Raw genomic sequence first — 23,029 nt, 5'->3', positions numbered from 1 at the left:
CGACGGCCTGGAAAACCGGCCGCCAGGGGGAAGATCGGGGTGGCTCTAGTACCAGTTGTTGGCCTGCCAGAACGACCACGCACCGCAGGGGCTGCCGTAGCGGTCGTTCATGTAGTTCAGGCCCCACTTGATCTGGGTGGCCGGGTTGGTCTGCCAGTCGGCGCCGGCCGATGCCATCTTGGAGCCCGGCAGTGCCTGGACCAGACCGTAGGCGCCCGACGAGGGGTTGGACGCCTTGTAGTTCCAGGTGGACTCGTGGTCCACGATGTTGCTGAAGCACTGGAACTGGTCGCCGGGGATCATCTGGCGGGCCATCGCCTGGACTTCGCCGACGGAGTACGAGCTCTGCACCGAGAAGTCGGAGGAGTCACGCGTCGCCGAGCGGCTGGCGCGTTCCTCTTCTTCCTTCTTGGCCTCGCGGGCCTCCTCGGCCTTGTCCTCGGCCGCCTGCTTCTTCGCCTTGGCGTCCTGGGCGGCCTGGATACGAGCCGATTCCTCGGCTGACTTCTTCGCTGCCACGTCGGCGGCATTGGCCTGCGCGTCCGCCTGCTGCGTCAACGACACAGTCTGGACCTGGGCGTGCTGACCCGCGGGGATGTCTGCGAGGAGCGTCGTGTCAGCTGCGGTCGCCTCGAAATTGTCGTCCGAGGCCTGAGGAGCGCCCGAAGCGACTCCCACGACTGCGCCGACGGTGGTGACCGCTGTAGCTGATGCCACGGCGAATCCCCGGACCGAGATCCGGCTCACACGGTTTCCTTCCAGCAGCGTCCGTGTACGTGACCTCACGGATGCAATCGTGCCCCTGGCACTGGTCTCCGTACCGCACGTCACGGGAGACACGGGCCCGTCGGCAACTCCCATGGCGGAAGCACCGGATGAAGCGCGGGCGGCATACGACGTCAAGTGTGGAGTTGTGGTGGTGCGCATCCCTGAAGATGCATGGGTGTCGTATGCGGGGCCTGACGGAAGCAAGACTCTGCCGGACGCCCGCACCGCAAGGCAATTCTTCGTTGCGTGGGATAGCTCACACCCCGTTTGCCACACCAGTTTCACGGAAATGGCGGCGCAGCACGGCGCCGCCCGGCTAGGCTCTTGCGGCCTTACCGGGCGGCGCCAACTGCCGCATTCAGGCGGAGAACTAACCTTCCTCCAGCATTTCGGTCACGAGCGCCGCGATCGGCGAGCGCTCGGAGCGGTTGAGGGTGACGTGCGCGAAGAGCGGATGGCCCTTGAGCTTCTCGACGACGGCGACCACTCCGTCGTACCTGCCCACACGCAAGTTGTCGCGCTGCGCCACATCGTGGGTCAGCACCACACGGGAGTTGGCCCCGATACGGGAGAGAACGGTCAGCAGAACGTTCCGCTCCAGCGACTGGGCCTCGTCCACGATGACGAACGCGTCGTGCAGCGAACGTCCGCGGATGTGTGTGAGGGGCAGCACTTCGAGCATGCCGCGCCCCAGCACCTCCTCGATCACCTCACGGCCGGCGACGGCCGACAGGGTGTCGAAGACCGCCTGCGCCCACGGGCTCATCTTCTCGGCCTCGGTGCCCGGCAGATAGCCGAGCTCCTGCCCGCCCACCGCGTACAGCGGCCGGAAGACCATCACCTTCTTGTGCTGGCGGCGCTCCAGGACCGCCTCCAGGCCCGCGCAGAGGGCCAGGGCCGACTTGCCGGTGCCCGCGCGCCCGCCCATCGAGACGATGCCGATGTCCGGGTCCTGGAGCAGTTCGAGCGCGATGCGCTGCTCGGCGCTGCGGCCGTGGATCCCGAAGGCCTCCCGGTCGCCGCGGACGAGCTTCACATTGCCCTCGGGCGTGATGCGGCCGAGCGCCTTGCCGCGGTCGGACTGGAGGACCAGTCCGGTGTGCACGGGCAGGTCGGCCAGCTCCGGCACGTACAGCGTCTCCTCGGAGAAGAGGAGATCCACCTGCTCGGCCGAGAGCGCCATCTCGCTCATACCGGTCCAGCCGGAATCGGTGATGGCCAGCTCGGCGCGGTACTCCTCGGCGAGAAGTCCGACCGACGATGCCTTGATGCGCAGCGGCAGATCCTTGGAGACGACGGTGACGTCGTACCCCTCGGCCTGCAGATTGCGCGCCACCGCGAGAATCCGCGAGTCGTTGTCCCCCAATCGGAAGCCGGCGGGAAGGACGCCGGGATCGGAGTGGTTGAGCTCGACGCGCAGCGTGCCGCCCAGGTCGCCCAAGGGGATGGGGGCATCGAGGCGGCCGTACCGGATGCGGAAGTCGTCGAGCAGGCGCAGGGCCTGCCGGGCGAAGTATCCGAGCTCCGGATGGTGCCTCTTGGCCTCCAACTCCGTGATCACCACGATCGGCAGCACGACTTCGTGCTCGTCGAAGCGGGACATGGCGTTCGGATCGGCCAGCAGGACGCTGGTGTCGAGAACATAGGTGCGCCTGTCGGGCATGCGGCGCTTTGTGCTGGTCACCACGGAAGGACGTACCCCCTCGGACGAGGTCGGGATGCGACGGCGTCACGGGCTGTGGTCGCCCGCCCGGGCCGCGCTTCGGAAGTCCCGCGGGGCCCGCCCTTGGGGCGGACGGCGCTACTTCCACAACGCGGCCTGGCGGCGGACGGCGGACCGGACTCGGGCCCAAGTGCATGGGCCGAGGACCGGCCCTCCACGGCGCCCGTACGCGTCACCGTACGATCGTCCTGGTGCAAAGGGCCTCCCGGGCGGACGGCTGGGCCGACCGCTGAGATTCGACGCCCGCCGTCATCTCTGACGGTTCTGCTCGGACGTCGACCTGGGAGAGGTATTCCCTCGAACGCCCGCCGCCATGCCACGGCATATGACGGACAGCGTGCGAACCTCGGATGACGGGACGGCTCGACGGCCGCGGACGTACGTCAGGCGTGGCGTCCGGAGGCTGTCGGGGGGATTCCGGGGAGGGGTATCGGAAGGCTTACGGGGACGGGCTCAGGAGCCGTAGCGGCGATGACGCGCCGCGTAGTCGCGCAGGGCTCGCAGAAAGTCGACCTTGCGGAAAGCCGGCCAGAAGACTTCGCAGAAGTAGTACTCCGAATGGGCGCTCTGCCAGAGCATGAAGCCCGACAGACGCGTCTCCCCGCTCGTCCTGATCACCAGGTCGGGGTCGGGCTGGCCACGGGTGTAGAGGTGCGAGGCGATCAGGTCCGTGTCGACGACCTCGGCCAGCTCCTCGAAAGAGGTGCCCTTGCTCGCGTGGTCCAGGAGCATGGAGCGGACGGCGTCGGCGATCTCCTGCCGGCCGCCGTAGCCGACGGCGACATTCACCAGTATTCCGGTGTTGCCGTCCGTGGCCTGCTCGGCCTCCTTGAGGGCGGTCTGCGTACGGGAGGGGAGCAGGTCCATCGTGCCGACGTGGTGGACGCGCCAGCGGCCGTCGGCCGCGAGATCGCGCACGGCGTTCTCGATGATGCCGAGAAGCGGGATCAGCTCCTCGTCGGGACGCTCGAAGTTGTCCGTGGACAGCAGCCACAGGGTGACCACCTCGACGTTCGTCTCGTCGCACCAGCCGAGCAGCTCCTGGATCTTGCTGGCACCCGCCTTGTGGCCCTGTTCGGTGGTGCCGCCGGAGGCTTTGGCCCAGCGGCGGTTCCCGTCGAGGACGACGCCGATGTGCTTGGGCAGCACCTGGGTGTGATCGAGGCGCCTTTCCACCCGGCGTGCGTAGAGCCCGTACACCAGGTCGCGCAAGTTCACTGAGTCCACCTCTCGATTTCTGATGGGGACCGCCCGCCGGGCGGACCGCGGGGCCGCCCGTCACCGCAGGGAGGGCGGTCCGCGAAAAAGGGGGACCACCCCTGGCACCCGAAGCCGTCACATTACTGCGCGGGCGCCACGACGGCCCAACCCGGTCTGTCACAAGTCCGTGATAGGGAAGGACTCGTGACTGATTCCTCCTCTTTCCTCGCAGCCGACGACCGGTACGACTCCATGGAGTACCGGCGCAGCGGACGCAGCGGCCTGAAGCTGCCCGCACTCTCCCTCGGCCTCTGGCACAACTTCGGTGACGACCGGACCCTCGACTCGCAGTACGCGATCCTGCGCCGCGCTTTCGACCTGGGCGTCACACACTTCGACCTGGCGAACAACTACGGCCCCCCGGCCGGGTCGGCCGAGCTGAATTTCGGCAAGATCTTCGCGCGGGACTTCGCGGCTTACCGGGATGAACTGATCATTTCCACCAAGGCCGGATATCTGATGCATCCGGGTCCGTACGGGGAGTGGGGATCCCGTAAGTACCTGACGTCGTCGCTGGACGCCTCCCTGAAGCGGATGGGCCTCGACTACGTCGACATCTTCTACTCGCACCGCTTCGACCCGCACACGCCCCTTGAGGAGACGATGGGCGCGCTGGCGTCCGCGGTGCGGGCGGGCAAGGCGCTGTACGTGGGTGTGTCGTCGTACAACGCGGAGCAGACCGCCGAGGCGGCGCGGCTGTTGAAGGAGATGGGCGTTCCCGCTCTCATCCACCAGCCCTCCTACTCGATGATCAACCGCTGGATCGAGGACGACGGTCTGCTCGACACGCTGGAGGCGGCCGGCATGGGCTGCATCTCCTTCGTACCGCTGGCGCAGGGCCTGCTCACGAACAAGTACCTCAAGGGGATTCCGGAGGGGTCGCGGGCCACGCAGGGCAAGTCCCTGGACCCGGACCTGCTGTCGGACGAGGTCGTGCGGAGGCTGAACGGGCTCAACGAGATCGCGGGGCGGCGCGGTCAGTCGCTGGCGCAGCTGGCGATCAACTGGGTGCTGCGCGACGAGCGGATGACGTCGGCGCTGATCGGCGCGTCCAGCGTGAAGCAGCTGGAGGAGAACGTCGCGGCGCTGTCCGGGGCCGCGCTGTCGGCCGACGAGCTGAAGGAGATCGACACCTTCGCCGTGGACACCGAGGGCACCAACATCTGGGCCGGGCGGGGCTGAGCACGAGGCTGGACGCGGGGCCGAACGCGGGCCTGTCCGGGACCGAATGACGTGCGGACATAAAAAACGGGCCGGTCCGTGGGGGGGGGATACGGACCGGCCCGAGGGGGGGTTTCCACCATAACCCTTCGTAAGTGGTGCTGGGTGCCACGCACGGCCATCGCTACGCTCCGGAGTTGCCGGATTGCTGCGTCCGACACGTAAAAGTCCCTGGACAGCGGGGCTGAGCGCGCTGTCCAGGGCTTTTGAATGGCGAGAAGTCGCCACCCGTTGGGAGTACTCGGGAGGGGGCGGCGGGAGGGGCGCCGGCTTGACGGTAGCGGCGGTTCGGGGAGTTGGGGCGGTCGGTTCGGGAGTGCGGCGGTTCGGGAGTGCGGCGGTTCGGGAGTTCAGACCGCGGTGGCCTTCTCTGCCGTCTTCTCCGCCGTCCTCTCCTTGTTCGCGATGATGACGTCCATGTTGGTGTGGCCCCATTCGCCGAGCGGAACCAGCGCCGCGTTCAGGGCCTGTCCCAGGTCGGTGAGGGAGTACTCGACGCGCGGCGGCACCTCCCGGTAGACCTCACGCTTCACGATGGAGTCGGACTCCAGCTCGCGCAGTTGCTGGATGAGCACCTTCTCGCTGACCCCGTCGATGTGCCGCCGGAGTTCGCCGAAGCGCAGTACGCCTTCGGCGTCCAACGCCCACAGAATCATCGGCTTCCACTTGCCGCCGACGACGGCGACCGCCGCGTCGAGACCGCAGGTGAAGGGGTTCGAGCTGCCGGGCTGTCGCGTCACTGCCAACTCCTCGCCGGATACCGATACTTACCTTTGTGGCAGTACTCCGCCACAGGGAGGTGTATGGGAAGGGCCGGAGGAAGCCTCTGAATTCCGCATGCGGACGAGACCTGTCCTGAATGGCTCCTAGGGTCGGCCGTATGACGACGAAGAACACCGAGTCCGGGGCCGGCGCCGAGTCCGGGGCGGAGGCCGCGAGCGTGACCTGGGCCGCGGCCAACGCCCGGCGGCTGGCCCGGCAGGGGCTCACCACGCCCTCGGGCGGCGGCCCAGCCGCCGTCACCCGCGCCATGGTCGGCGCCCACGCACAGGTCCTGTCGGCGGCCGAACTCTCGGTTGCGCTGCGGCTGGACGGCGGCGCCACGCGCGAGTCGGTGCGGACCGCGCTGTGGACGGACGGCAGTCTGGTCAAGACGTTCGGGCCGCGCGGCACCGTACATCTGCTGCCGTCCGCCGACCTGCCGCTGTGGACCGGCGCACTCTCCGCGCTGCCCGCCGGGCGCGACGCCATGCCCGCGGACGTACGGATGAGTGCTGCCGAGACGGACCAGGTCGTCGCCGCGATCGCCGACGCGCTGGCCGACGACGATCTCACCGTCGACGAGCTGACCGAGGCGATCGTGGCGCGCACGGGGCCATGGGCCGGGGACCTGGTCATGGACGCGTTCCAGACCAAGTGGCCGCGGTGGCGGCAGATGACACACACGGCGGCGCACCGCGGCGCGCTCTGCTTCGGCCCCAACCGGGGGCGGAAGGTCACGTACACCAACCCGCACCGGCTGCTGCCGGGATTCACCCCGCTGCCGGGCCGGGCGGCGCTGGCCGGGCTCGTGGAGCGCTATCTGTACGCGTACGGCCCCGCCTCCCCGCAGCACTTCGCCAAGTGGCTCGCCATGCCGGTGAATTGGGCCAAGGAGCTGTTCGCCGCGCTCGCGACGGAGGGGCGGACCGAGAGGGTCCGCTACGAGGGCGGCCCGGCGTGGGTGGTGGCGGGCGACACGGACTTCCCGACCGAGCGGCCGGCCCCAGGTGTACGGCTCCTCCCCTACTTCGACGCCTTCACCATCGCTTCCCAGCCCCGCGAACGGCTCTTCCCGGGCGCGGCGTACGAGCGGGCGCTCGGGGGCGGGCAGGCCGGGAACTTCCCCGTGCTGCTGATCGACGGGGTCGTCGCCGGGGTGTGGCACCAGCGCCGCTCCGGGAAGTGGCTCGACATGACGGTGGAACCGCTGGGAGGCACACTGACGGCCGCGCGGCGCGCGGAACTTGAGGAGCAGGTGGAGCGGACGGCCGAGATCCTTCAGGGCACGCCTCGGCTGACGGTCGGGGCGGTGTCGGTGGGCGCACACGCGTAAGGCGTGGACGTCCGTACGGCCGCCGTTCAGGAGGGCTTGACCGCCTCGATCAGGAAGCGTGTCGTGGTGGCCACGAAGGGGCCCTCGGCCTCGATACGGCGGTGCAGGGACGCGAGTTGGTCCCGGTACCCGTCGACCGTGAAACCGGGCACCATCCAGATCACCTTCCGCAGGAAGTAGACGACGGCGCCGATGTCGTGGAACTCGGTGCGCAGCGACGCCGTCCGCAGATCCACCACGTCGAGCCCCGCCGCCCGAGCCGCCGCCCCGGCCAGTTCGGGGTCGCGCGCGGTGTAGCTGTCGGGCGGCAGCGGCCCCAGGAAGTACTCGACCAGTTCGAAGACGCTGGCCGGGCCGACCTCCTGGGAGAAGTAGGTGCCGCCGGGCCGCAGGACGCGGGCGATCTCCGTCCACCACGCCTTCACCGGATGGCGGCTGACGACCAGATCGAACGCCTCGTCCGCGAAGGGCAGCGGCGGTTCGTCGTGGTCGCCCACGACGGCCACACCGAGCGGGTGCAGGAGCGCGGTGGCGCGGGCGACGTTCGGCGGCCAGGCCTCGGTGGCCACGGTCAGCGGAGGCAGCTTCGGTACGGAGGCGAGGACTTCGCCGCCCCCGGTCTGGATGTCAAGGGCGGCGGTGGCGCGCCCCATCCGCTCGGCCATGGAACGGGTGTAGCCCCACGGGGGCCGCTCCTCCGTCGCACGCCCGTCCAGCCAGGAGAAGTCCCAGCCTTCTACGGAGACGGCGTCGGCCTCGGCGATCAGGTCGTCGAAGCTGCGGGGGCGGGGGTGCGGGTGGGGGTCGGGGCGCGGCTCGGTGGACATGAGGGGATGGTCGCAGGGGCGCCGTACGGGCCGCGAACGGATTTCACGCGGATCGCCGGAAGCGCCTGGACCTGGCGGAACCGACCGTCAGACGGCGAGAGCGCCGAGCAGCACGCCGAGCAGCGCCCCGGCGATCATGAAGGGCCCGAAGGGGATCGCGGACTTACGGTTCGCCCGGCGCAGGATCATCAGCCCGATCCCGTACAGCGACCCGAGCAGGAACCCGGCGAACGCGCCGACGAACAGCACCAGCCAGCCGTACCAGCCGAGCACGACACCGAGCGAGAGCGCGAGCTTGACGTCGCCGAAGCCCATGCCGTTCGGGTTGATGAGGAAGAGCACGAAGTAGCAGGCGCCGAGCACGAGTCCGCCCAGGAGCGCGGTCGGCCAGGAGCCGCCGGCGTCCGGGAGGAGCGCGGCGATCCCGAGCAGTACGGCGGAGGCCACCGCGAGCGGCAGGGTCAGGTGGTCGGGGAGGCGGTGCACGTTGCGGTCGATGAGCGCGAGCAGTACGGCGAAGGGGGCGAGCAGCAGCCATACGGCGAGTTCGGGGTGGGGCCCGGTGGCGGCGGCGAGCGCGGCGCAGACGAGGGCGGTGATGAGGGTGACCTGGATGGAGGGGGCGTAGCGCGCGCCGCGCAGGACGGGCTGAGGGGCGGCGGCGGATGAGTCTGCGGTGTCGCTGTCGTCCGACGCGTCGGTGTCACTCGCCGGGGCCTGGTCCGTACTGGGAAGCGCGGCCTCGCCGGCCTCCGCATGCCCCGGGGACGCGGTGGCCCGGCCGGCGGCCGTCACCACGCCGCCCGCCGCCGCACAGGTCCCACAACCGGCCCTCCCGAGCCAGCCCTTGGCGGGCCCGGTGATCGGGTGCCCGGCCTCGCAGCTGTCGCGGTACATGGTCTCCGGCTCGACGGAGAGCCGGTACGCGGCGCGTGGCAGGAGCAGCCCGGTGGCTGAGCCCCAGAGGACGGCGACAACGATCAGCGTGGCGTACACATGGTCGACCTTAGAGGGGACGACGGCGTGGGTCATAGGTCCTGGGGCCCAGATCCGACGGCCCCGGGCCCAGATCGGGGCTCCGCGGCGGGGAGCTGTGCGGTGGGGTCGTATGGTCTACGGCCATGGGGAAATGGCAGAACGGCAAGGGCACTCTGACGGTCGAGGGCCGCGACGAGCCCGTGGAGCTGGAGATCGCGGCCTCGTACAACACGCGGCGGCGCGGCCTGCTCGGGCGGACCGGGCTCGACGGCGCGCTGTTGATCACGCCGTGCAGCAGCGTGCACACGTTCCGGATGGGCTTCACGATCGATGTGGCGTATCTGGACAAGGAGTTGAGGGTCGTCCACGTCCACACACTGAAGCCCGGCCGGATGCCGTTGCCCCGGCTGCGGGCGCGGCATGTGCTGGAGGCCGAGGCGGGCGCGATGGAGAAGTGGGGCGTGCGTCCGGGTGTGCGGCTGAGCGTGGACGCGTAGGGTCCCGTCCCTCTTTCAGCCTTCTTTTCGCCGTTACTTGAGCTTGGCCGCCTGGGTCGCGAGCAGGATCGACGGTATCTCCGGCGTCTTGGCGCCCTCGAAGTTCGCGGTGTAGAAGGTCGCGACCGTGCCACCCACGCGTACGACATGGAACACCAGCGGCACCGGATCGCCCTCGAAGTCGCCCGTCACCTCGTACGCGAGGGTGTCGTCGCCCGCCTTGGGGGTGTCGATCCGCTTGACGGCCGAGTACGTGGACGGGCTGCCCGCGCCGCTGCCCTTGAAGCCGCCCTCGCAGGCCTTGACGGCGTCGCTCAGCCGGCTGAGCAGGGTGGTGGCGCCCTGTGTCCCGTGGGTGGTGAGGAATTCGGAGATGGCGGGCCTGCCGGTCTTCGCGCCGACGAGCTGACGGTAGACCGCCGCCGATGGCTCGGGCTCGGGCTTGCCGTTGATCATCGCGGTGAGCGGTGCGCACTCGGGCTTGTCGGCGGTCTCGCCCTGCGCGGGCGGCCCGTCCATCGGGTCGACCTTGAACGTCGAGACGTCGCCGGTGGCCAGTACCGCCGTGTCCAGCTCGGCCTTGGTCAACTCCTTGCCGTCACCGGCACCGACGCCCTTCACCTTCGGGTCGACCGTCTTCGGCTGCTCCTCCAGGGCCGGCGGCTCCGAGACCTGGCCCGGGTCCTTCGGGTCCTTCGCCTCCGTGGTGGCGTTGGCGGCGGCGTCCGGCTTCTTCGGCTTGTCGGCGTCGTCGCCGCCGCTGTCCCCGCCGCCACAGGCGGTGGTGAGCCCCAGCACGAGCGCGGCCAGGGCGGCGACCGTGCCGGTCCGGCGTGACGTACCCACGGTGCGCGTCCTCATCGGAATCCCATCTCGCTCTCTACTGACCGGTACTGCACGCTACAGCGGCTCGCGCCGGCTTCCATGGGTCCTTGGACCCAACAGTGACCTCACTCCGCACGTGACCTCACTCCGCCGGCTCGGCCGCCGCGCCAACGCCGCGGCGCAGGCCGGTGGCCACGCCCGCCACGTTCTCCCGGAAGAAGCCGACCCGCTCCATGAAGGCACGCTCCGACGGGACGATGGCGAGGAGAGTCGTCAACAGCGCGTGAGCGGCGCGCAGTTGGGCATCCGTCGCGGACAGGGTCAGGGAGTGGTTCGGCTCGTGCTCGACGTCGAACAGCGCCACCAGGTCCGCGCCCGCCTCGCCGAGGACGAACCGCCGCTGCTCCGGGTCGGGCACGAGAGCGCCGAAGGCCTCGGTGGAGCGGCGCAGCAGTTCGAGCTGCGAAGGCGTGAGACGTACTTCCAGTGCGCCACCGCCACCGCCACCGCTGCCGCTGCCGGTACGGCTGACCGACACCCGATTCCTCATACCGGCAGCCCCGAGCGCAGCAGACCCGAGCGCAGGAGAAGCGCCATCCGCAGGACGGTCTCGCGGAAGTCCCCCACCCTCTCGACGAACTCTTCCTCGGCCCAGGAGACGGCCGGCAACGACGTGAGGATCCCGTACACCGCGTGGAGCTGCGCGAACGTCAGCTCCACCGGTCCCGGCACCACGTCGTCGTACGACACACCCAGTTGGAGCGGCTCCGCCAGGATGTCGTCCTCGGTGCCGGTGACGAGGGCCCGGGCGACGGCGGACTCCTCCTGGTACGAGAAGACGACGACCGCCCGGCGCAACAGGTGGAACTGACCGTCGTCCACCGTCAGGACGTACTGTCCGCTCTCCCGGCCGCGCCGGATCTCCACCTCGGTGATCATCAGCTGCGCTTCGCTCCCTTGCTGTAAATACGGTCGAACTCTTCCCGGGTCATGTTGTAGCCGTGGATCATCGTGCCGTTCTTCAGGATCACCACGCCCTTCTCGTCATCGTAGAGAGCGTCCGACTGGGAATTCGGCCTCTTGGGGTCCGGCGGCCGGGGGTCGTGGTGGGTGAATTTCTCGTTCCGGAACTTCGCGAAGTACTCGGCCATCTTCGTCGGGTCCCCGTTGGTGCCCGGGATGATGTGGTCGTCGGCGTTCTTGAGCCGCTTCGCGGCCTCGTCGGGGGTCTCACCCTCCACCGGCTGGTCCTTGGACTTGATGCGCTGGACGTTGTAGTCCACGCCGTCCGCGACGTCGGTGCCGTAGTCCTTGTCGAGCTGCTGGTGCTTCTTCTCCGTGATGCCGTAGTCCGGATCCTCGTCGTAGTCCGGGTTGTCGCACGGGTCGTTGTTGTGGACGAGCGCTTCCTGGCCGCCGACACCCACGTAGTACGTGTGGATGCCCTCGACGGACAGGTCGTACGTCGTCTGCCGACGCGTGTAGTGGTCGGCGTCCAGCACGCGCAGCGCCCCGCCGGCGGCCGTACGGAACGTCGCACCCGGCCGGATGTCCCCGGCGTCCACCCAGCGCCGCTGGTCGCTCAGCCAGAACGGGTGGGTGTCGGTGGCCGTGAGCGCGGCGGTGCCCGAGCCGGAGAGGACCGTCAGCCGGGTGAAGTCCTTGTCGTCGTGGGTGGTGATGGTACGGACGACGCGACGGGCGGTGGTCAGACCGCTGGACGGCTCGGTGACGGTGACCCATTGGCCGGTCCGTACGGTCTCGATCGGAATCCGGCGCCCGTCGGCGAGCAGCACCGAAGTCCCGGGCAGGAAGCTGTGGTTGACGGCGCAGGATTCCGGTTTGTCGCCGTCCTTGGGTTTGTCCGGCTTCTCCTGGTCGAGATTCTTTTTCGCGTCGGCGAGTTTGTCTCCGGCGTCGTCGACACGTTTGCGGTTCTTGATCAGGCCCTTGAGGCCGTCGTAGAGATCCCCGCCGTGCTTCTTGAGCTTCTTGACCAGCTCAACGGCTTTCTTCCACTTCCACGGAGCCCCGTACTTCGCCGCCAACTTGCCCACCGCACCGCCCACGATGCTGAGCAGAACATTGATCAGAGTCTCGGTGCAGGCGCCCATGTCGCCCTTGGTGATGCAGTCCAACGCATCCGTGATGCCAAGCTCATCGGCGAGGATCTTGGCAAGCTCCTTCGCCGCTTCCTTCGCCTTGTCGGAGTCGCTCTTCTCCGCCGCCTGGGCATCCTGAAGCTCCTTCAGCGCGGCTTCATAATCCAGCTCCGCCTGCGACTTCTCACCGCTGTCGTTACCGGTGCCATCACCCGTATCGACAGCGGGGTCGCCGGTGCCACCGGGCGGGACCTCTTCACCGCCCTCATCGCCGTCGGCGACCGAGTCACTGCCACCACCGCAGTTACCACCACCGGTGATCTTGCAGACCTGCGTACTGATCCCATCAGCGAGCGCCGGCCCAACCCCCGTACCCACCAAGGCACCCACGATCGCCGCGACCACGACGACCAGACCCACGTACTCGATCGCCCCCTGACCCCGCTGCGACCACCGCAACGCACCCAACAAGCGCGTGTCCGTGCGCGGCAGAACCGCCCCGCGCAACTTGTACCGCAAAAAACGACGCACGACCCACTCCCCCCAGTACGTCAGCCTCTGCTCGTAAAGGACTACAGGAATGGGCCGTGCAGTTCCCGCGGGAACGTCATGCGTCGCTCGGAGTCTCCCCGTAGTACGGCCTGACGGTCGCCCCGAGCTTCCGCTGGATCGCCCGCAGCGACTTGATGGTCGCCTCGTCACCGCGCCCGGTCGTCGTGGACCATTCGGAGCCCGCGCCCACCAGGTCGCTGACGAACACGATCTCGACGGCCAGGAGAATCCGCGCCCAGTCGACCGGCGCGAGTGGCACGTCGTCGGCGAGCGCGCGCCGCAGCCGAGAGCACTGGTCGAGCAGGTCGCGCTCGCTCTCGAACCCCATCCCGACGGCGAGTTGATCCCCACACCGGGCGGGCCCGCCCCATTCCAGCAGGGCCCGCCGCAGCAACGCGGTCTCGTCCTCGGCGAGCAGCGCGCTCGCCGTCACTTCGCTTCCCGCCATCAGTCGAGCCCCGCCCAATAGTCTTCCAGCGACGCCGGGTCCCGGCGGAAGATCGTTCCGCCGTCCGGATGCGTCGGGTCATGAATCACGATGGTCGTGCCGTCCTTGCCGAGGTATGCCTTCCGACCGCTGCCGAGGGGCTTGGTCCGTGACGGATTCTTCATCACGTCGGTGGCGAGTTCACCGAGTTCCTTGGCCGAAACGCCGGGGAAGTCCTTCGCGTGCTTGTTGTCCGCGTGCCCCTTGGCGATGTCGCCGGCGTCTTCGAGCCGCTCCTCGTCGGTGCACCAGTCGTTGTTGTGCACCAGGACCGGTGTGTCACCTGTGACGACATAGTACGTGTGGATGCCGTTGATGGTGAGGTCGTGCGTCGTCTGCCGCTTGGTGTACCGGCCGACGGCCTTGACCTGCACGGACGTACCGGCGGGTGTACGGAGATCGTCCCCGGCCCTGATCTCTCCGGCGTCCGCCCAGCGCCCCTGGTCCGTCAGCCAGAACGGGTGCGTATCGGTCGCCGTCAGCACCTCGGTGCCCGAGTCCGTGAGGACCGCCAGGCGTGTGAAGTCCTTGTCGTCGTACGTGGTGATGGTCCGCTCGATGGCGCGGGCCTCGGTGCGACCGCTCTCCGGGTCGGTGGCGACGACGCGCATGCCGACGCGGACCTTGTCGATCGCCATGCGACTGCCGTCGGCGAGCAGCACGGGAGTTCCGGGCAGGAAGCTGTGCTTGACGGCGCAGGACTCGGGTTTGTCGCCGTCCTTGGGCTTGTCCGGCTTCTCCTGGTCGAGTTTCTTCTTGGCGTCGGCGAGTTTGTCCTCGGCGTCGTCTACGCGTTTGCGGTTCTTGATCAGACCCTTGAGACCGTCGTACAGATCCCCGCCGTGCTTCTTGAGCTTCTTGACCAGCTCAACGGCCTTCTTCCACTTCCACGGAGCCCCGTACTTCGCCGCCAACTTGCCCACGGCACCGCCGACGACACTGAGGAGCACGTTGATGAGGGTTTCCGTGCAGGCGCCCATGTCGCCCTTGGTGATGCAGTCCAGCGCATCCGTGATGCCAAGCTCATCGGCGAGGATCTTGGCAAGCTCCTTCGCCGCTTCCTTCGCCTTGTCGGAGTCGCTCTTCTCCGCCGCCTGAGCGTCCTGAAGCTCCTTCAGCGCGGCTTCGTAGTCCAGCTCGGCCTGCGTCTTCTCACCGCTGTCGTTACCGGTGTCGGAAGCGGAGCCATCACTACCGCCGCCGGGCGGGGCCTCTTCACCGCCCTCGTCCCCCTCGGCCACCGAGTCACTGCCACCACCGCAATTGCCACCACCGGTGATCTTGCAGACCTGCGTACTGATCCCATCAGCGAGCGCCGGCCCAACCCCCGTACCCACCAAGGCACCCACGATCGCCGCCACAACAACGATCAGGCCGACGTACTCGATCGCCCCCTGGCCCCGCTGTGATCGACGCAGAGCGCCCAGCAACCGAACGTCGGTACGCGGCAGAGACTGCCGCGTACGACGACGGATATGACGTACCCGACGTACTACCCCCGATGGCAACATACGCGCGACGCTACGGCGCCGACGCAGGTCGGGTCATGGGCCCCAGGACCCAACAAGGGGCTCATAGTGGGGCATCCGGCGCGGTCAGGCGAGCTTGTCGAGGTCCAGCTCAATTCCCACCGGTGTGGAGAGACACCCGGTGAAGCATTCGTGCCAGGCCCGTTCGACAAGGGACAGCCGGTCCCGGGCCTCCCCTTTCGGTAGGATGTTCGCCTTCGCGCGCGCCAGGTAGTGCCTGGCCTCGGTCGTCTCGCCGCGTCTCGCGTAGAGCCGGCCGAGCCAGGCGTTGTTGGAGACGAACTCCGGTGCGCGGTCGACCGATTCCGAGATGAGCCGGAAGGTGAGTTCGCGGTCGCTGCGTTCGGCACCGTGCCGCTCGTTGATCGCCGCCAGGTGCGTTGCCGCCATGGGCCGGTAGACGGACTCCACCGGAACGGCGGAAAGCAGGCGCCGGGCCTTCGCGATGCTCTCGTCGTCCATCAGCAGGTGCAGCGCACTGTGTGAGTGGAGCAGTACGGCGCGGGGATTCCCCTCGTCCGCGGTGACCAGGTCTCCCACCATGGCCACCGCCGAGTCCTCATCGCCGAACCACTCAAGTCCGAACACGACCTGGACGTAGTCGAGTTTCCGCTCGGTGGTGCCCTCTTCCCGCGCCAGTCGCTTGACCTCGTGAACCTCGTCGATCATGTCTCCCTGCCCTCCCTCTTCCGCATAACTCTGCCCCGGCCGCCGGTGGTGCGGGCGGACGGGGCAGAGGTGGGGGGCACCGTGGATCGGAACGTGAGAGGGGCAGGTTCGCGGCCATCCTGGCCGGGGGATGGGTGCGGCCTGCCCTGTCTCGCGAGGGTTGTTACTCGCCGCCCAGGATCTCGTCGACCGTGCTGGTGAGACCGTCGGCGATCGCGGTGTCGACCTCGGAGCCGACGATGGCCGCGATGATCAGGGCCACCAGGACGATGACACCCACGTACTCGACCGCGCCCTGACCCTTGTCACTGCGACGCTTCATGGCGGTGACGGCGGTGTTCGCCCAGGTGCCGACGTAGACCTTGGCGTTGGTGGCGGCCTTCAGCGTGATGTTCGACATGGTGTTCCCCTTTGTGTCGGCCGGCCGACTACCGGCCGACTCGTACGAGTCCTTGGTGTCACTCGCGCTTCCGGCTTCCTCCTGGCCGGTCTCGCTGGCGACATGAGAAACATACGACCGGGCAACACCCACCAGCATGGGCCCCAAGGCCCAACCCCAGGCCCAAGCAACGGATTGGGCCCTGACACAGTGCTGCCCCGGCGGTCCTTGGTACGGACGGCCGGGGCAGCGCTGTGTCGTGCGACGGATCAGTTCTGCGAGGTGTCGGTTTCACCGCGGGGGAAGGAGATCTCCACGCGACGGTTCTTCTTACGTCCCTCTTCGTTGTTGTTGTTCGCGATCGGGTACTGCTCGCCGTAGCCCCGGATCTCGAACGTGATGTCGGCGGCCGCCAGTTCCTTCTCCAGGACGCCGTGCACAGCGTCGGCGCGCTGCTTGGAGAGCACGTCTCCATGCGCGGAGGAGCCGAGGTTGTCGGTGAAGCCGAAGACCCGGACCTTCTTGGCGCCCTGCTTCTCGATCTCCGCCGCCACGGCGGCGATACGCGAGTTCGCGGCGCTGGACAACTTCGCGCTGTCCTTCCCGAAGAGCACCTCGGCCTGAAGCGCGAACTTCAGAGTTTCGCTCGTCTCCTCGCGACGCTCTTCTCCGCCCTCCGACTCGACGACCGAGATGATGGGCAGCACCTTCGCGGGGGCGAGCGTGGCACCGTCACGGATCTTGAGGCCCGAGGCGTTACCGTCCACCTCCGGTGGTGGTGCTGTCGATTCCGTGCCCGGTGGCGTGCTGGGGGCCTCGTCCGCGGACGCGCTCGCCGACATGGTGAACTGCACACTGGTGAACAGAACGGCCGCGGCGATCGCCGTCGCCGCCGGCCGTGCGACAGCCCCGCGCGTGCGCGACATGAATGCGCCCATCAGGAGATCTCAATCGTCGCGGCGGGCATCAGCGGCACCAAGAAGTCGACCTGGGAAGTGCCGTCCGGCGGAGCCGGGAACTGGGCGAAGAAGTTCTCGGTGTCGCCGTCATCCATACCGCTGATTCCCGTTGTGGTCAGCGGATTGCCGTCCGTGTCACGCAACACGTAGTAGCGCTTCTTCTCCGCCTTGTCGACGAGCGTGACACCGGCCAACGACTTACCGGTTCGCCTGACCTGATTCTCCTCACCGCTCCATGCGCTCGGGGTCGACTGCCTGCCCCCGCTGGTGTTCTTGATGGTGCCGGTCACCGTCAGAAAACCACCCTCGTCACGGGCGGCGGTGTGGATGGTGAACTGGAATCCGTTGCTGCCGTTGATCGTCGCCAGCGTCTGGCTGGTGTCCGGCACCGTGTTCCCGCCGTCGTCCTTCGCCCCGTCCTTGGCCGGGGTGGAGGACGAGGCGTTGTCGGCGTCGTCCTTCCCGCCGTCGTCACTGCCACCACAGGCCGTCAAGGACACGGTCAGCGCCACGGCCGCGAGGACGCACCCCGCTGCCCTACGGGCTTTCGTTCCATGCCGCATATTCATCAGTGTTGATCCTTTGCGTTCACTCGCGGTCAGTCCTCGGCCAGTCGGACGGAGAACAGGACAGACATGTCCGGCAGCACCAGATTCTTCGGGTCCAGGTCCAGACCCCTGCCATTGCAGATGAGTTCACCGGGCAAGGAGGGCTCTTCCTCGCCCTCGTCCTCGCCGTCGTCCCCGTCGCCGGGCTCCTCTTCGGGCTTCTCGTCTTCCTCCGCCGGCTTGAACTCACAACGAGGGACGATGACCGCCGTGGCCGTGGCCTCAGCCTTCTTGTCCTCGGTGCCGGGCAGGATGTTATCGCCCATGGGCTCCTGGGTTCTGACATCGACCTTGACACCCCAGGCGCCGTTGTCCGGGGTGTTGCACCCCCTCGGCTTCACGTCGACGCCGTTCTTGTCGGCGAGCTCATGAGCCGCCGCACAACCGAAGAAGGGGCCGACCGATCTGCCGTTGAAGATGCCGCCCAGATAGCCGGGGGTGAAGAAATTCGCCAGGAGTTCCTCCGCGAACCGGTCGCGGGATTCCTGTGCCGCTGCCAAAGCCGCGGCGTCGGCCCCGGACTGGGCACCGTTACGGGTGGCGCCCGCCTGGCCTACCGCGAAGAACGCGAGCGCGAGAAAGAGCAGGCCCGCCACCATCGTGATGTAGATGGGAGCGGCCTGCCCCGTCTCGCGAGAGTTGGCTACTCGCCGCCGCCACCACCGAGGATCTCGCCGACCGTGCTGGTGAGACCGTCGGCGATCGCGTCGTCCACGTCCGAGCCCACGATCGCGGCGATGATCAGCGCCACCAGCACGATCACACCCACATACTCGACCGCGCCCTGACCCTTGTCGCCCAGGCGCCTCATCGCCGCAACAGCCGTGTTCACCCAGGTCCCGACGGAGAGTCTGGCGTTGGTGGCGGCTCTCAGCGTGACGTTCGACATGAGCTTCCCCTTTGATGTCGGCCGACCGGCAACCGGCCGACTCGTACAAGTCTCGGATACCACCCGCGCTTCCGGCTTCCTCCCGGCCGGTCCCGCTGGCGACATGAGAAATATACGACGGCACGACACTCTCTGGTATGGGCTTCAAAACCCAACGCCCTGCCCGGCCAACAGACCCGTCCCTGCCGGCGAATTCACGGGCCGTCCGGCCCTCGGCGCGCTCAGTCACGACCGGCCGACCCCCCTCGTGCGACACCGTGCCAGAAGGCGATCGCCTCGCCGCGGCTACCGGCATTCAATTTGGCAAAGATGCGGTTGATGTGGTTCTTCACGGTTTTCTGGCTGATGAAGCAGGCCGCGGCGATCTGCTGATTGGTCATCCCTGACGCGATCAGGTCCATGATCTCCACCTCCCGCTGGCTCAGCTCGGAGTAGAGCCCCTCCGAGGTTCCTGACGCCCGAGGCATCCCCGGGGCTGTCTGCCCTTGGGGCGAGTGTGCCATATTCGATTGCGAAAGCGAAGATGGCTGAGCAAAATGTTGCGGGTTCAACTCACGTTCACCTGGTGCCGCTTGACGACCAGCAGGTGGGACGTACGGGGGATGCCCATGGCCGGCGTGTGCGTTTGCAGACGAATGGCTCGGCTGGGCCGGCTGGTAGCCGGGGCCGGTGAACGCCGTGCCCAGTCCCTCCGGAAGGGCTCCGGCGCCCGGGTCCGCCCCGCCGCCGCCCCGCACACTCGCCAGCAGCGCGCTGGAGGCGGAGTGCGTGAAGTGCGCCCGGCCCTGCTTGATGTCCCTTACGGCGGCGACCAGTTGGTCGGCCGTGAACTCACCGTGGACGAGATAGCCGCCGGCGCCCAGCCGCAACGCCTCATGGACGATCTCGCTCTCGCGGCTGTACGTCATCATCAGGACCGGGGCGAGCCGCACCAGGTGCGGCAGGGCGGAGATCCCGTCGACTCCCGGCATACGGACGTCCAACAGGACGACGTCGGGGTGGTGTTGCACGGTCTGTTCGTACGCCTGGCGGCCGTCGGCAGCCTCTGCGGCGACCTCAATGTCGTCACGGCCGGACAGCAGGACGGTCAGTCCCGCCCGTACGACCGGATTGTCGTCGGCGATCACGACACGCAGCGCGGGCGCCGCGGGCATCGGCCCTGGAAGGGCGGGGAATCCTCCGGATGCCGCGGGCGGTGCTGACGTGGGGACTCCGGCGGTGTGCTCCGAGCTGAGCGGTGTGGCGTGCGAGGACGAGTGCTGCGATACGTGCGACTGCTGCGTCCAGTGCTGCCCGGAACTCCGGGAGATGTCGTCCGGCATGGCTGCGGCCTCCTCTCATGGGTGGGGACGGTGGGTGGGTTGCTCTTCCGGGACGGAGGTTCCGGGGTCGGGTTCAGTTCAGAAGTGGTGCGGGGTGCTGTTGCGGATGACGGCTCTGGGGCAGCCCCAGGGCCGTGAGCGAGAGTTCCAGCCGTACCTCTGTGCCCTTCGCCGCCCGGCCTCTGCCGATACGGATACGGGCCCCGATCGACGCCGCGCGCTCCACCATGCCGACGAGCCCGAAGTGGCCCGCCCGTCTGAGGTCTTCGAGCGAGGTGCCCTCGGGCAGGCCCTTCCCGTCGTCGTACACGCTGATGCGCAGCACGTCGCGTACCACGCCCGCCGACACGTCGACATACGTCGGGTGCGCGTGCCGCTTCGCGTTCTCCATGGCCTCGGTGGCGATGGTCAGGGCGTGCCTGGCCACCGCGTGCGGGATGGGCGGCATCGCCGTCTCGCCGAGCTGCCGGAAGGCCGCCTGGACACCGTGGCGCCGGGTGAAGTCCTCCGTGCGTGAGCGGAGTTCGGCGACGACGTCGACCCCGCCGTCGAGGCCGGACTCCCGGCGCAGGTCGGAAAGCAGTTCGCGGGACTCGGCGGCGGCGCGGCGGGCCGAGCGCGCGACGAGTTCCGCCTGGTGCTTGACGGTGAGCGGGTCCATGCGGTCGGCCGTGCTGGCGAGCCCGTCGGCGGCCATCGCCAGACCGTGCAGGGTCTTGGCCACCGAGTCGTGCATCTCGCGCGCGAGCCTGGCCCGTTCCTCCTCGACCGCGCCGGTGACGGCGAGCCGGGCGCGGGCCTCGGTGAGCGCCTGGCTGGCGGTGCCGAAGCCGAGGATGAGGTTGCGCAGAGTGCTGCCGACGGCGCCGGCGATGACGCACAGACCGGGAAGCAGCAGGGCCGAGAACGCCGCGTCGACCTCGGAGTTCACCACGTACGCCGCGCCGATGATCAGCGATTGGAGCACCGCGAAGAACGTGGCTCCACGCCAGCCGTAGACGAGTCCGGCCAGCAGCGGCGTGCAGATGGTGACGTAGGCGAGCGTGGAGTCCGGGGAGGCCGTGACCAGGAGGAGCGACCCGAACAGGGTGTCCGCGGCGAGGAGTACGGGGTGCCGCAGAAGCACGGGCCCGAAGCGCTCCCAGTCACGGAACAGCAGGTACGACACCATGAACGTGACGATGACCGCGGAGGCGACGAGCCAGGTGGCAAGGCCGGCCGCGGTGCGTTCCAGTGCGAAGGGAGACGCGAGCGCGATCATCGCCAGTCGGAAACCGAAGACCTGCCGGCACAGCGCCTGGAGAGCGTTGACCTGAATCGGCAGTGACGGCACATGATCAGGCGCGGTGGTGGTTGAACCGGGTGGTTCGCTGCTGATACCGCCCGTGAGTACTGCGAATCTCGGGGTCATGGGGACTCACCTCCCGCTCGGATGTCGTTGGGCTGCTGCGCTTCGGCCGGCCATCGTCCGATCAGCCGAGAATGTTTCCGAAGTCGACTCCGGAACCGTAGTAGAAGCTGAGAACAATGAGAATCATGGTCGCCGGGAGCATGACCATCGTGACCACGAGAGTCGTCTTCGGCACGGCCTTCGCCGCGTTACGACGCGCGTTCTGCGAGTCGGTTCGCCGCATGTCGTTGGCGATCTGGATCAACGTGTCGACGATGGGCGCACCGAGCTCCTCACCTTGCTGAAGGGCGGTGACGAACATCGAGACCTGGTCGGAGTCGTTGCGCTTTCGCAGATGCTCGAAGGCGTCCCGGCGGCTCACACCCATGTCCATCTGGCGCAGTGTGATGCGGAGTTCGTCGGACCAGGGGCCCTTGTACTTCTCCGCGACACGGTCCAGGGCCTGCCGGAACCCGAGGCCGGCCGAGACGACGACAGCCAGGACGTCCAGGAAGTCCGGCAGCGTACGTTCGATGTCGTCACGGCGCTTGCGGATGGCGGCGCGGATGATGACGTCGGTCCAGAAGAAGCCGTAGATCAGGGCGAAGATCCCGAGGGGCACCTGACCACGGATCACCAGGGCGAAGCAGGCGAAGCCGCCGAGGAATCCGTAGACCGCGCGCCGGGCCGCGTACCGGTCGACGGTCATACCGCCGGGGTTGCCCGCCATGTCAAGGCGGCGGCGCAGCGCGTCGACGCGCTTGGGTCCCATCATCCGCAGCACGGACGGGGCGTAGCGAATGCCCAGCCGGTCGATGCCGGAGCCCACGGCGGTGGTACGGCTGGCGCCGATCTCCAGGGCCACGGCCAGGTCGCCGGGGAGCTTGGCGTCGGCGCGGTACAGACGAACGCCGTGGAAGGCGCCGTACACGGCGAGACCGATGACGGCGGCGAGTAGAAGTCCCATGTCTCGTCTCCCCCTCTCAGACCTGGATCCGGGACATTCGCCGGATGGCGAGATATCCGACCGCGTACAGAGCGAACGCGACGATCGTGCCGACCTGGCCAATCGTGGCCCCGGTCATCTTGTCCAGCGCTCCGGGAGTCATGTTGTTGATGAGCAGCAGGAAGCCGAGACCGATCATGGGCACGGCGAGCGCGGTGACCTGAATCTGCGAGAGCACGGTCTTCACCTCTCGCCGCGTCTCCTTGCGCTCTTCCAGCGTCTCGGTGAGATTTCGCAACGAGGTCACGACCTGTCCACCGGCCCGGCTCGAAAGCACCAGCGTGGTCACCAGCACGACCAGCTCACGGGAGGGCAGACGGTCGGCGAGTTCGCCGAGCGCGTCGTCCAGTGTGTGCCCGACCGCCAGTTGGTCGGCCACCCTGCGCAGTTCCTCACCCGCGGGGTCGTCCAGTTCCTCGGACGCCATCACCAGGGCGGTGCGCATGGCCAGCCCGGCCTGCGTGGCGTTGGCGAGCACACGCGTCAGCTCGGGCAACTGGTTGATGAAGGCCTCGGTCCGCTTGACACGCTGCCAGTTCAGGAACGCGTTGCCGCCCCACAGGCCGGCCAGTGCTGCCAGCACCCCGAAGAACGAGGCGAAGATGGCCCCGATGAGGAAGTAGAGGCCGAGCAGACCGGCCACCACGTACACGAAGTACTCGCCCGGTGTGAGATCGAGGCCGGTCACCGCGATCTTGCGCTCGATCCGTTTGCCGATGCCGGTCTGGCGCAGGCGACGGTCGAGCCCTCTGAACCGGCGGTTTCGACCGACCGTCGTTATCTGTCCCGTGTGGGACATTCGCTCGACGAGCGCCTCGCGTTGGGCCTTGCCCGACGAGTAGACGTGCACGCCGATGACGGCGAGCACACACGTCAGCAGTGTGACGCCAACCGTCAGGAGCGGAAGATTATCCATGTCGTGCGGGGACCTTCTGGGTGAGCG

General features: G+C 68.2%; 24 protein-coding genes and 1 pseudogene. 3 read left to right on the top strand and 22 right to left on the bottom strand.

The features are described from left to right. Positions 1 to 45: 45 nt before the first annotated feature. The 3 genes from ACFT9I_RS20070 to ACFT9I_RS20060 all read right to left on the bottom strand — a co-directional run bounded on the left by ACFT9I_RS20070 (position 46) and on the right by ACFT9I_RS20060 (position 3,709). Positions 46 to 747 carry a transglycosylase SLT domain-containing protein gene (locus ACFT9I_RS20070; protein ID WP_382565965.1) on the bottom strand — a complete coding sequence of 234 codons (702 nt, stop codon included), beginning with the start codon at positions 745 to 747 and terminating at the stop codon, positions 46 to 48. Positions 748 to 1,138: 391 nt separating this feature from the next. Beyond that, entirely contained in the window at positions 1,139 to 2,455 is a 1,317-nt protein-coding gene (locus ACFT9I_RS20065; protein ID WP_356594770.1) for a PhoH family protein, read from the bottom strand. 489 nt (positions 2,456 to 2,944) lie between these two features. Further along, a complete protein-coding gene (locus ACFT9I_RS20060) occupies positions 2,945 to 3,709 on the bottom strand; it encodes an isoprenyl transferase (protein ID WP_382565963.1) in 765 nt (254 codons plus the stop codon). A gap of 186 nt (positions 3,710 to 3,895) precedes the next feature. On the opposite strand from ACFT9I_RS20060, the gene mgrA reads away from it, so the two are divergent. Further along, a complete protein-coding gene (gene mgrA, locus ACFT9I_RS20055) occupies positions 3,896 to 4,933 on the top strand; it encodes an L-glyceraldehyde 3-phosphate reductase (RefSeq protein ID WP_382565962.1) in 1,038 nt (345 codons plus the stop codon). Between the two features lie 389 nt (positions 4,934 to 5,322). Here the strand turns inward: mgrA and ACFT9I_RS20050 are convergent, their stop codons facing one another. After that, entirely contained in the window at positions 5,323 to 5,712 is a 390-nt protein-coding gene (locus tag ACFT9I_RS20050; protein ID WP_382565960.1) for a winged helix-turn-helix transcriptional regulator, read from the bottom strand. Positions 5,713 to 5,852: 140 nt separating this feature from the next. On the opposite strand from ACFT9I_RS20050, the gene ACFT9I_RS20045 reads away from it, so the two are divergent. Beyond that, positions 5,853 to 7,067, top strand: a complete 1,215-nt coding sequence (locus ACFT9I_RS20045) for a winged helix DNA-binding domain-containing protein (protein WP_382565958.1) — start codon at positions 5,853 to 5,855, stop codon at positions 7,065 to 7,067. A gap of 26 nt (positions 7,068 to 7,093) precedes the next feature. Here ACFT9I_RS20045 and ACFT9I_RS20040 read toward each other — a convergent pair whose 3' ends face one another. Further along, positions 7,094 to 7,894, bottom strand: coding sequence for a class I SAM-dependent methyltransferase (locus ACFT9I_RS20040; protein WP_382565956.1), 801 nt, complete (start codon positions 7,892 to 7,894; stop codon positions 7,094 to 7,096). 87 nt (positions 7,895 to 7,981) lie between these two features. Beyond that, a complete protein-coding gene (locus ACFT9I_RS20035; protein ID WP_382565955.1) occupies positions 7,982 to 8,926 on the bottom strand; it encodes a prepilin peptidase in 945 nt (314 codons plus the stop codon). 89 nt (positions 8,927 to 9,015) lie between these two features. On the opposite strand from ACFT9I_RS20035, the gene ACFT9I_RS20030 reads away from it, so the two are divergent. Further along, positions 9,016 to 9,369, top strand: a complete 354-nt coding sequence (locus ACFT9I_RS20030) for a DUF192 domain-containing protein (protein WP_382565953.1) — start codon at positions 9,016 to 9,018, stop codon at positions 9,367 to 9,369. Between the two features lie 33 nt (positions 9,370 to 9,402). Here the strand turns inward: ACFT9I_RS20030 and ACFT9I_RS20025 are convergent, their stop codons facing one another. From ACFT9I_RS20025 to ACFT9I_RS19950, 16 genes and pseudogenes are all read right to left on the bottom strand, one after another. Then, positions 9,403 to 10,215 (bottom strand): hypothetical protein, encoded by an 813-nt coding sequence (locus tag ACFT9I_RS20025; RefSeq protein WP_382565951.1) that lies wholly within the window; start codon positions 10,213 to 10,215, stop codon positions 9,403 to 9,405. Positions 10,216 to 10,336: 121 nt separating this feature from the next. After that, positions 10,337 to 10,732, bottom strand: a complete 396-nt coding sequence (locus ACFT9I_RS20020; RefSeq protein ID WP_382565949.1) for a hypothetical protein — start codon at positions 10,730 to 10,732, stop codon at positions 10,337 to 10,339. Between the two features lie 8 nt (positions 10,733 to 10,740). After that, positions 10,741 to 11,133, bottom strand: coding sequence for a hypothetical protein (locus tag ACFT9I_RS20015; protein ID WP_382565947.1), 393 nt, complete (start codon positions 11,131 to 11,133; stop codon positions 10,741 to 10,743). Then, a complete protein-coding gene (locus tag ACFT9I_RS20010) occupies positions 11,133 to 12,764 on the bottom strand; it encodes a Hint domain-containing protein (protein WP_382565945.1) in 1,632 nt (543 codons plus the stop codon). Before ACFT9I_RS20010 ends, ACFT9I_RS20015 begins: the two co-directional genes overlap by 1 nt. Before the next feature lie 139 nt (positions 12,765 to 12,903). After that, complete coding sequence (locus ACFT9I_RS20005; RefSeq protein WP_382565943.1) at positions 12,904 to 13,296, bottom strand: hypothetical protein; 393 nt, start codon at positions 13,294 to 13,296, stop codon at positions 12,904 to 12,906. Continuing rightward, entirely contained in the window at positions 13,296 to 14,765 is a 1,470-nt protein-coding gene (locus ACFT9I_RS20000) for a polymorphic toxin-type HINT domain-containing protein (RefSeq protein ID WP_382565941.1), read from the bottom strand. The genes ACFT9I_RS20005 and ACFT9I_RS20000 overlap by 1 nt, the downstream gene beginning before the upstream one ends. 165 nt (positions 14,766 to 14,930) lie before the next feature. Further along, positions 14,931 to 15,533 (bottom strand): tetratricopeptide repeat protein, encoded by a 603-nt coding sequence (locus tag ACFT9I_RS19995; protein WP_382565940.1) that lies wholly within the window; start codon positions 15,531 to 15,533, stop codon positions 14,931 to 14,933. Positions 15,534 to 15,696: 163 nt separating this feature from the next. Further along, a complete protein-coding gene (locus ACFT9I_RS19990; protein WP_382565938.1) occupies positions 15,697 to 15,933 on the bottom strand; it encodes a hypothetical protein in 237 nt (78 codons plus the stop codon). Between the two features lie 248 nt (positions 15,934 to 16,181). Next, positions 16,182 to 16,850 carry an OmpA family protein gene (locus ACFT9I_RS19985; protein ID WP_382565936.1) on the bottom strand — a complete coding sequence of 223 codons (669 nt, stop codon included), beginning with the start codon at positions 16,848 to 16,850 and terminating at the stop codon, positions 16,182 to 16,184. Further along, positions 16,850 to 17,383: a hypothetical protein gene (locus tag ACFT9I_RS19980; RefSeq protein WP_382565934.1), complete on the bottom strand. Its 534-nt coding sequence runs from the start codon at positions 17,381 to 17,383 to the stop codon at positions 16,850 to 16,852. Before ACFT9I_RS19980 ends, ACFT9I_RS19985 begins: the two co-directional genes overlap by 1 nt. An 86-nt stretch (positions 17,384 to 17,469) precedes the next feature. Continuing rightward, positions 17,470 to 18,093, bottom strand: a pseudogene (locus ACFT9I_RS19975) (pilus assembly protein TadG-related protein); the annotation flags it as partial. Positions 18,094 to 18,122: 29 nt separating this feature from the next. Then, positions 18,123 to 18,368, bottom strand: a complete 246-nt coding sequence (locus tag ACFT9I_RS19970; RefSeq protein WP_382565932.1) for a hypothetical protein — start codon at positions 18,366 to 18,368, stop codon at positions 18,123 to 18,125. A gap of 221 nt (positions 18,369 to 18,589) precedes the next feature. Further along, entirely contained in the window at positions 18,590 to 19,690 is a 1,101-nt protein-coding gene (locus ACFT9I_RS19965; protein ID WP_382565930.1) for a response regulator, read from the bottom strand. Between the two features lie 73 nt (positions 19,691 to 19,763). After that, a complete protein-coding gene (locus tag ACFT9I_RS19960; protein WP_382565929.1) occupies positions 19,764 to 21,101 on the bottom strand; it encodes a sensor histidine kinase in 1,338 nt (445 codons plus the stop codon). 61 nt (positions 21,102 to 21,162) lie between these two features. Continuing rightward, positions 21,163 to 22,047 (bottom strand): DUF5936 domain-containing protein, encoded by an 885-nt coding sequence (locus ACFT9I_RS19955; RefSeq protein WP_382565928.1) that lies wholly within the window; start codon positions 22,045 to 22,047, stop codon positions 21,163 to 21,165. Between the two features lie 16 nt (positions 22,048 to 22,063). After that, positions 22,064 to 23,002, bottom strand: coding sequence for a type II secretion system F family protein (locus ACFT9I_RS19950; RefSeq protein WP_382565926.1), 939 nt, complete (start codon positions 23,000 to 23,002; stop codon positions 22,064 to 22,066). Positions 23,003 to 23,029 lie beyond the last annotated feature (27 nt).

The organism is Streptomyces sp. NPDC057137, assembly GCF_042670825.1.
Taxonomy (GTDB): Bacteria; Actinomycetota; Actinomycetes; order Streptomycetales; family Streptomycetaceae; genus Streptomyces.
The sequence above is the reverse complement of the archived record's forward strand: the minus strand, read 5'-3'. Positions and strand labels throughout refer to the sequence as shown.

Excerpts from the sequence above, each read along its gene's own strand:
- ACFT9I_RS20045 (WP_382565958.1), top strand. The coding sequence starts at position 5,853 with ATGACGACGAAGAACACCGAGTCCGGGGCCGGCGCCGAGTCCGGGGCG.
- ACFT9I_RS19995 (WP_382565940.1), bottom strand. The coding sequence starts at position 15,533 with ATGATCGACGAGGTTCACGAGGTCAAGCGACTGGCGCGGGAAGAGGGC.
- ACFT9I_RS19960 (WP_382565929.1), bottom strand. The coding sequence starts at position 21,101 with ATGACCCCGAGATTCGCAGTACTCACGGGCGGTATCAGCAGCGAACCA.
- ACFT9I_RS19955 (WP_382565928.1), bottom strand. The coding sequence starts at position 22,047 with ATGGGACTTCTACTCGCCGCCGTCATCGGTCTCGCCGTGTACGGCGCC.
- ACFT9I_RS19965 (WP_382565930.1), bottom strand. The coding sequence starts at position 19,690 with ATGCCGGACGACATCTCCCGGAGTTCCGGGCAGCACTGGACGCAGCAG.
- ACFT9I_RS20015 (WP_382565947.1), bottom strand. The coding sequence starts at position 11,133 with ATGATCACCGAGGTGGAGATCCGGCGCGGCCGGGAGAGCGGACAGTAC.
- ACFT9I_RS19950 (WP_382565926.1), bottom strand. The coding sequence starts at position 23,002 with ATGGATAATCTTCCGCTCCTGACGGTTGGCGTCACACTGCTGACGTGT.
- ACFT9I_RS20030 (WP_382565953.1), top strand. The coding sequence starts at position 9,016 with ATGGGGAAATGGCAGAACGGCAAGGGCACTCTGACGGTCGAGGGCCGC.
- ACFT9I_RS19985 (WP_382565936.1), bottom strand. The coding sequence starts at position 16,850 with ATGGGCGCATTCATGTCGCGCACGCGCGGGGCTGTCGCACGGCCGGCG.
- ACFT9I_RS20040 (WP_382565956.1), bottom strand. The coding sequence starts at position 7,894 with ATGTCCACCGAGCCGCGCCCCGACCCCCACCCGCACCCCCGCCCCCGC.
- ACFT9I_RS19990 (WP_382565938.1), bottom strand. The coding sequence starts at position 15,933 with ATGTCGAACATCACGCTGAAGGCCGCCACCAACGCCAAGGTCTACGTC.
- ACFT9I_RS20005 (WP_382565943.1), bottom strand. The coding sequence starts at position 13,296 with ATGGCGGGAAGCGAAGTGACGGCGAGCGCGCTGCTCGCCGAGGACGAG.
- ACFT9I_RS20035 (WP_382565955.1), bottom strand. The coding sequence starts at position 8,926 with ATGACCCACGCCGTCGTCCCCTCTAAGGTCGACCATGTGTACGCCACG.
- ACFT9I_RS19970 (WP_382565932.1), bottom strand. The coding sequence starts at position 18,368 with ATGTCGAACGTCACGCTGAGAGCCGCCACCAACGCCAGACTCTCCGTC.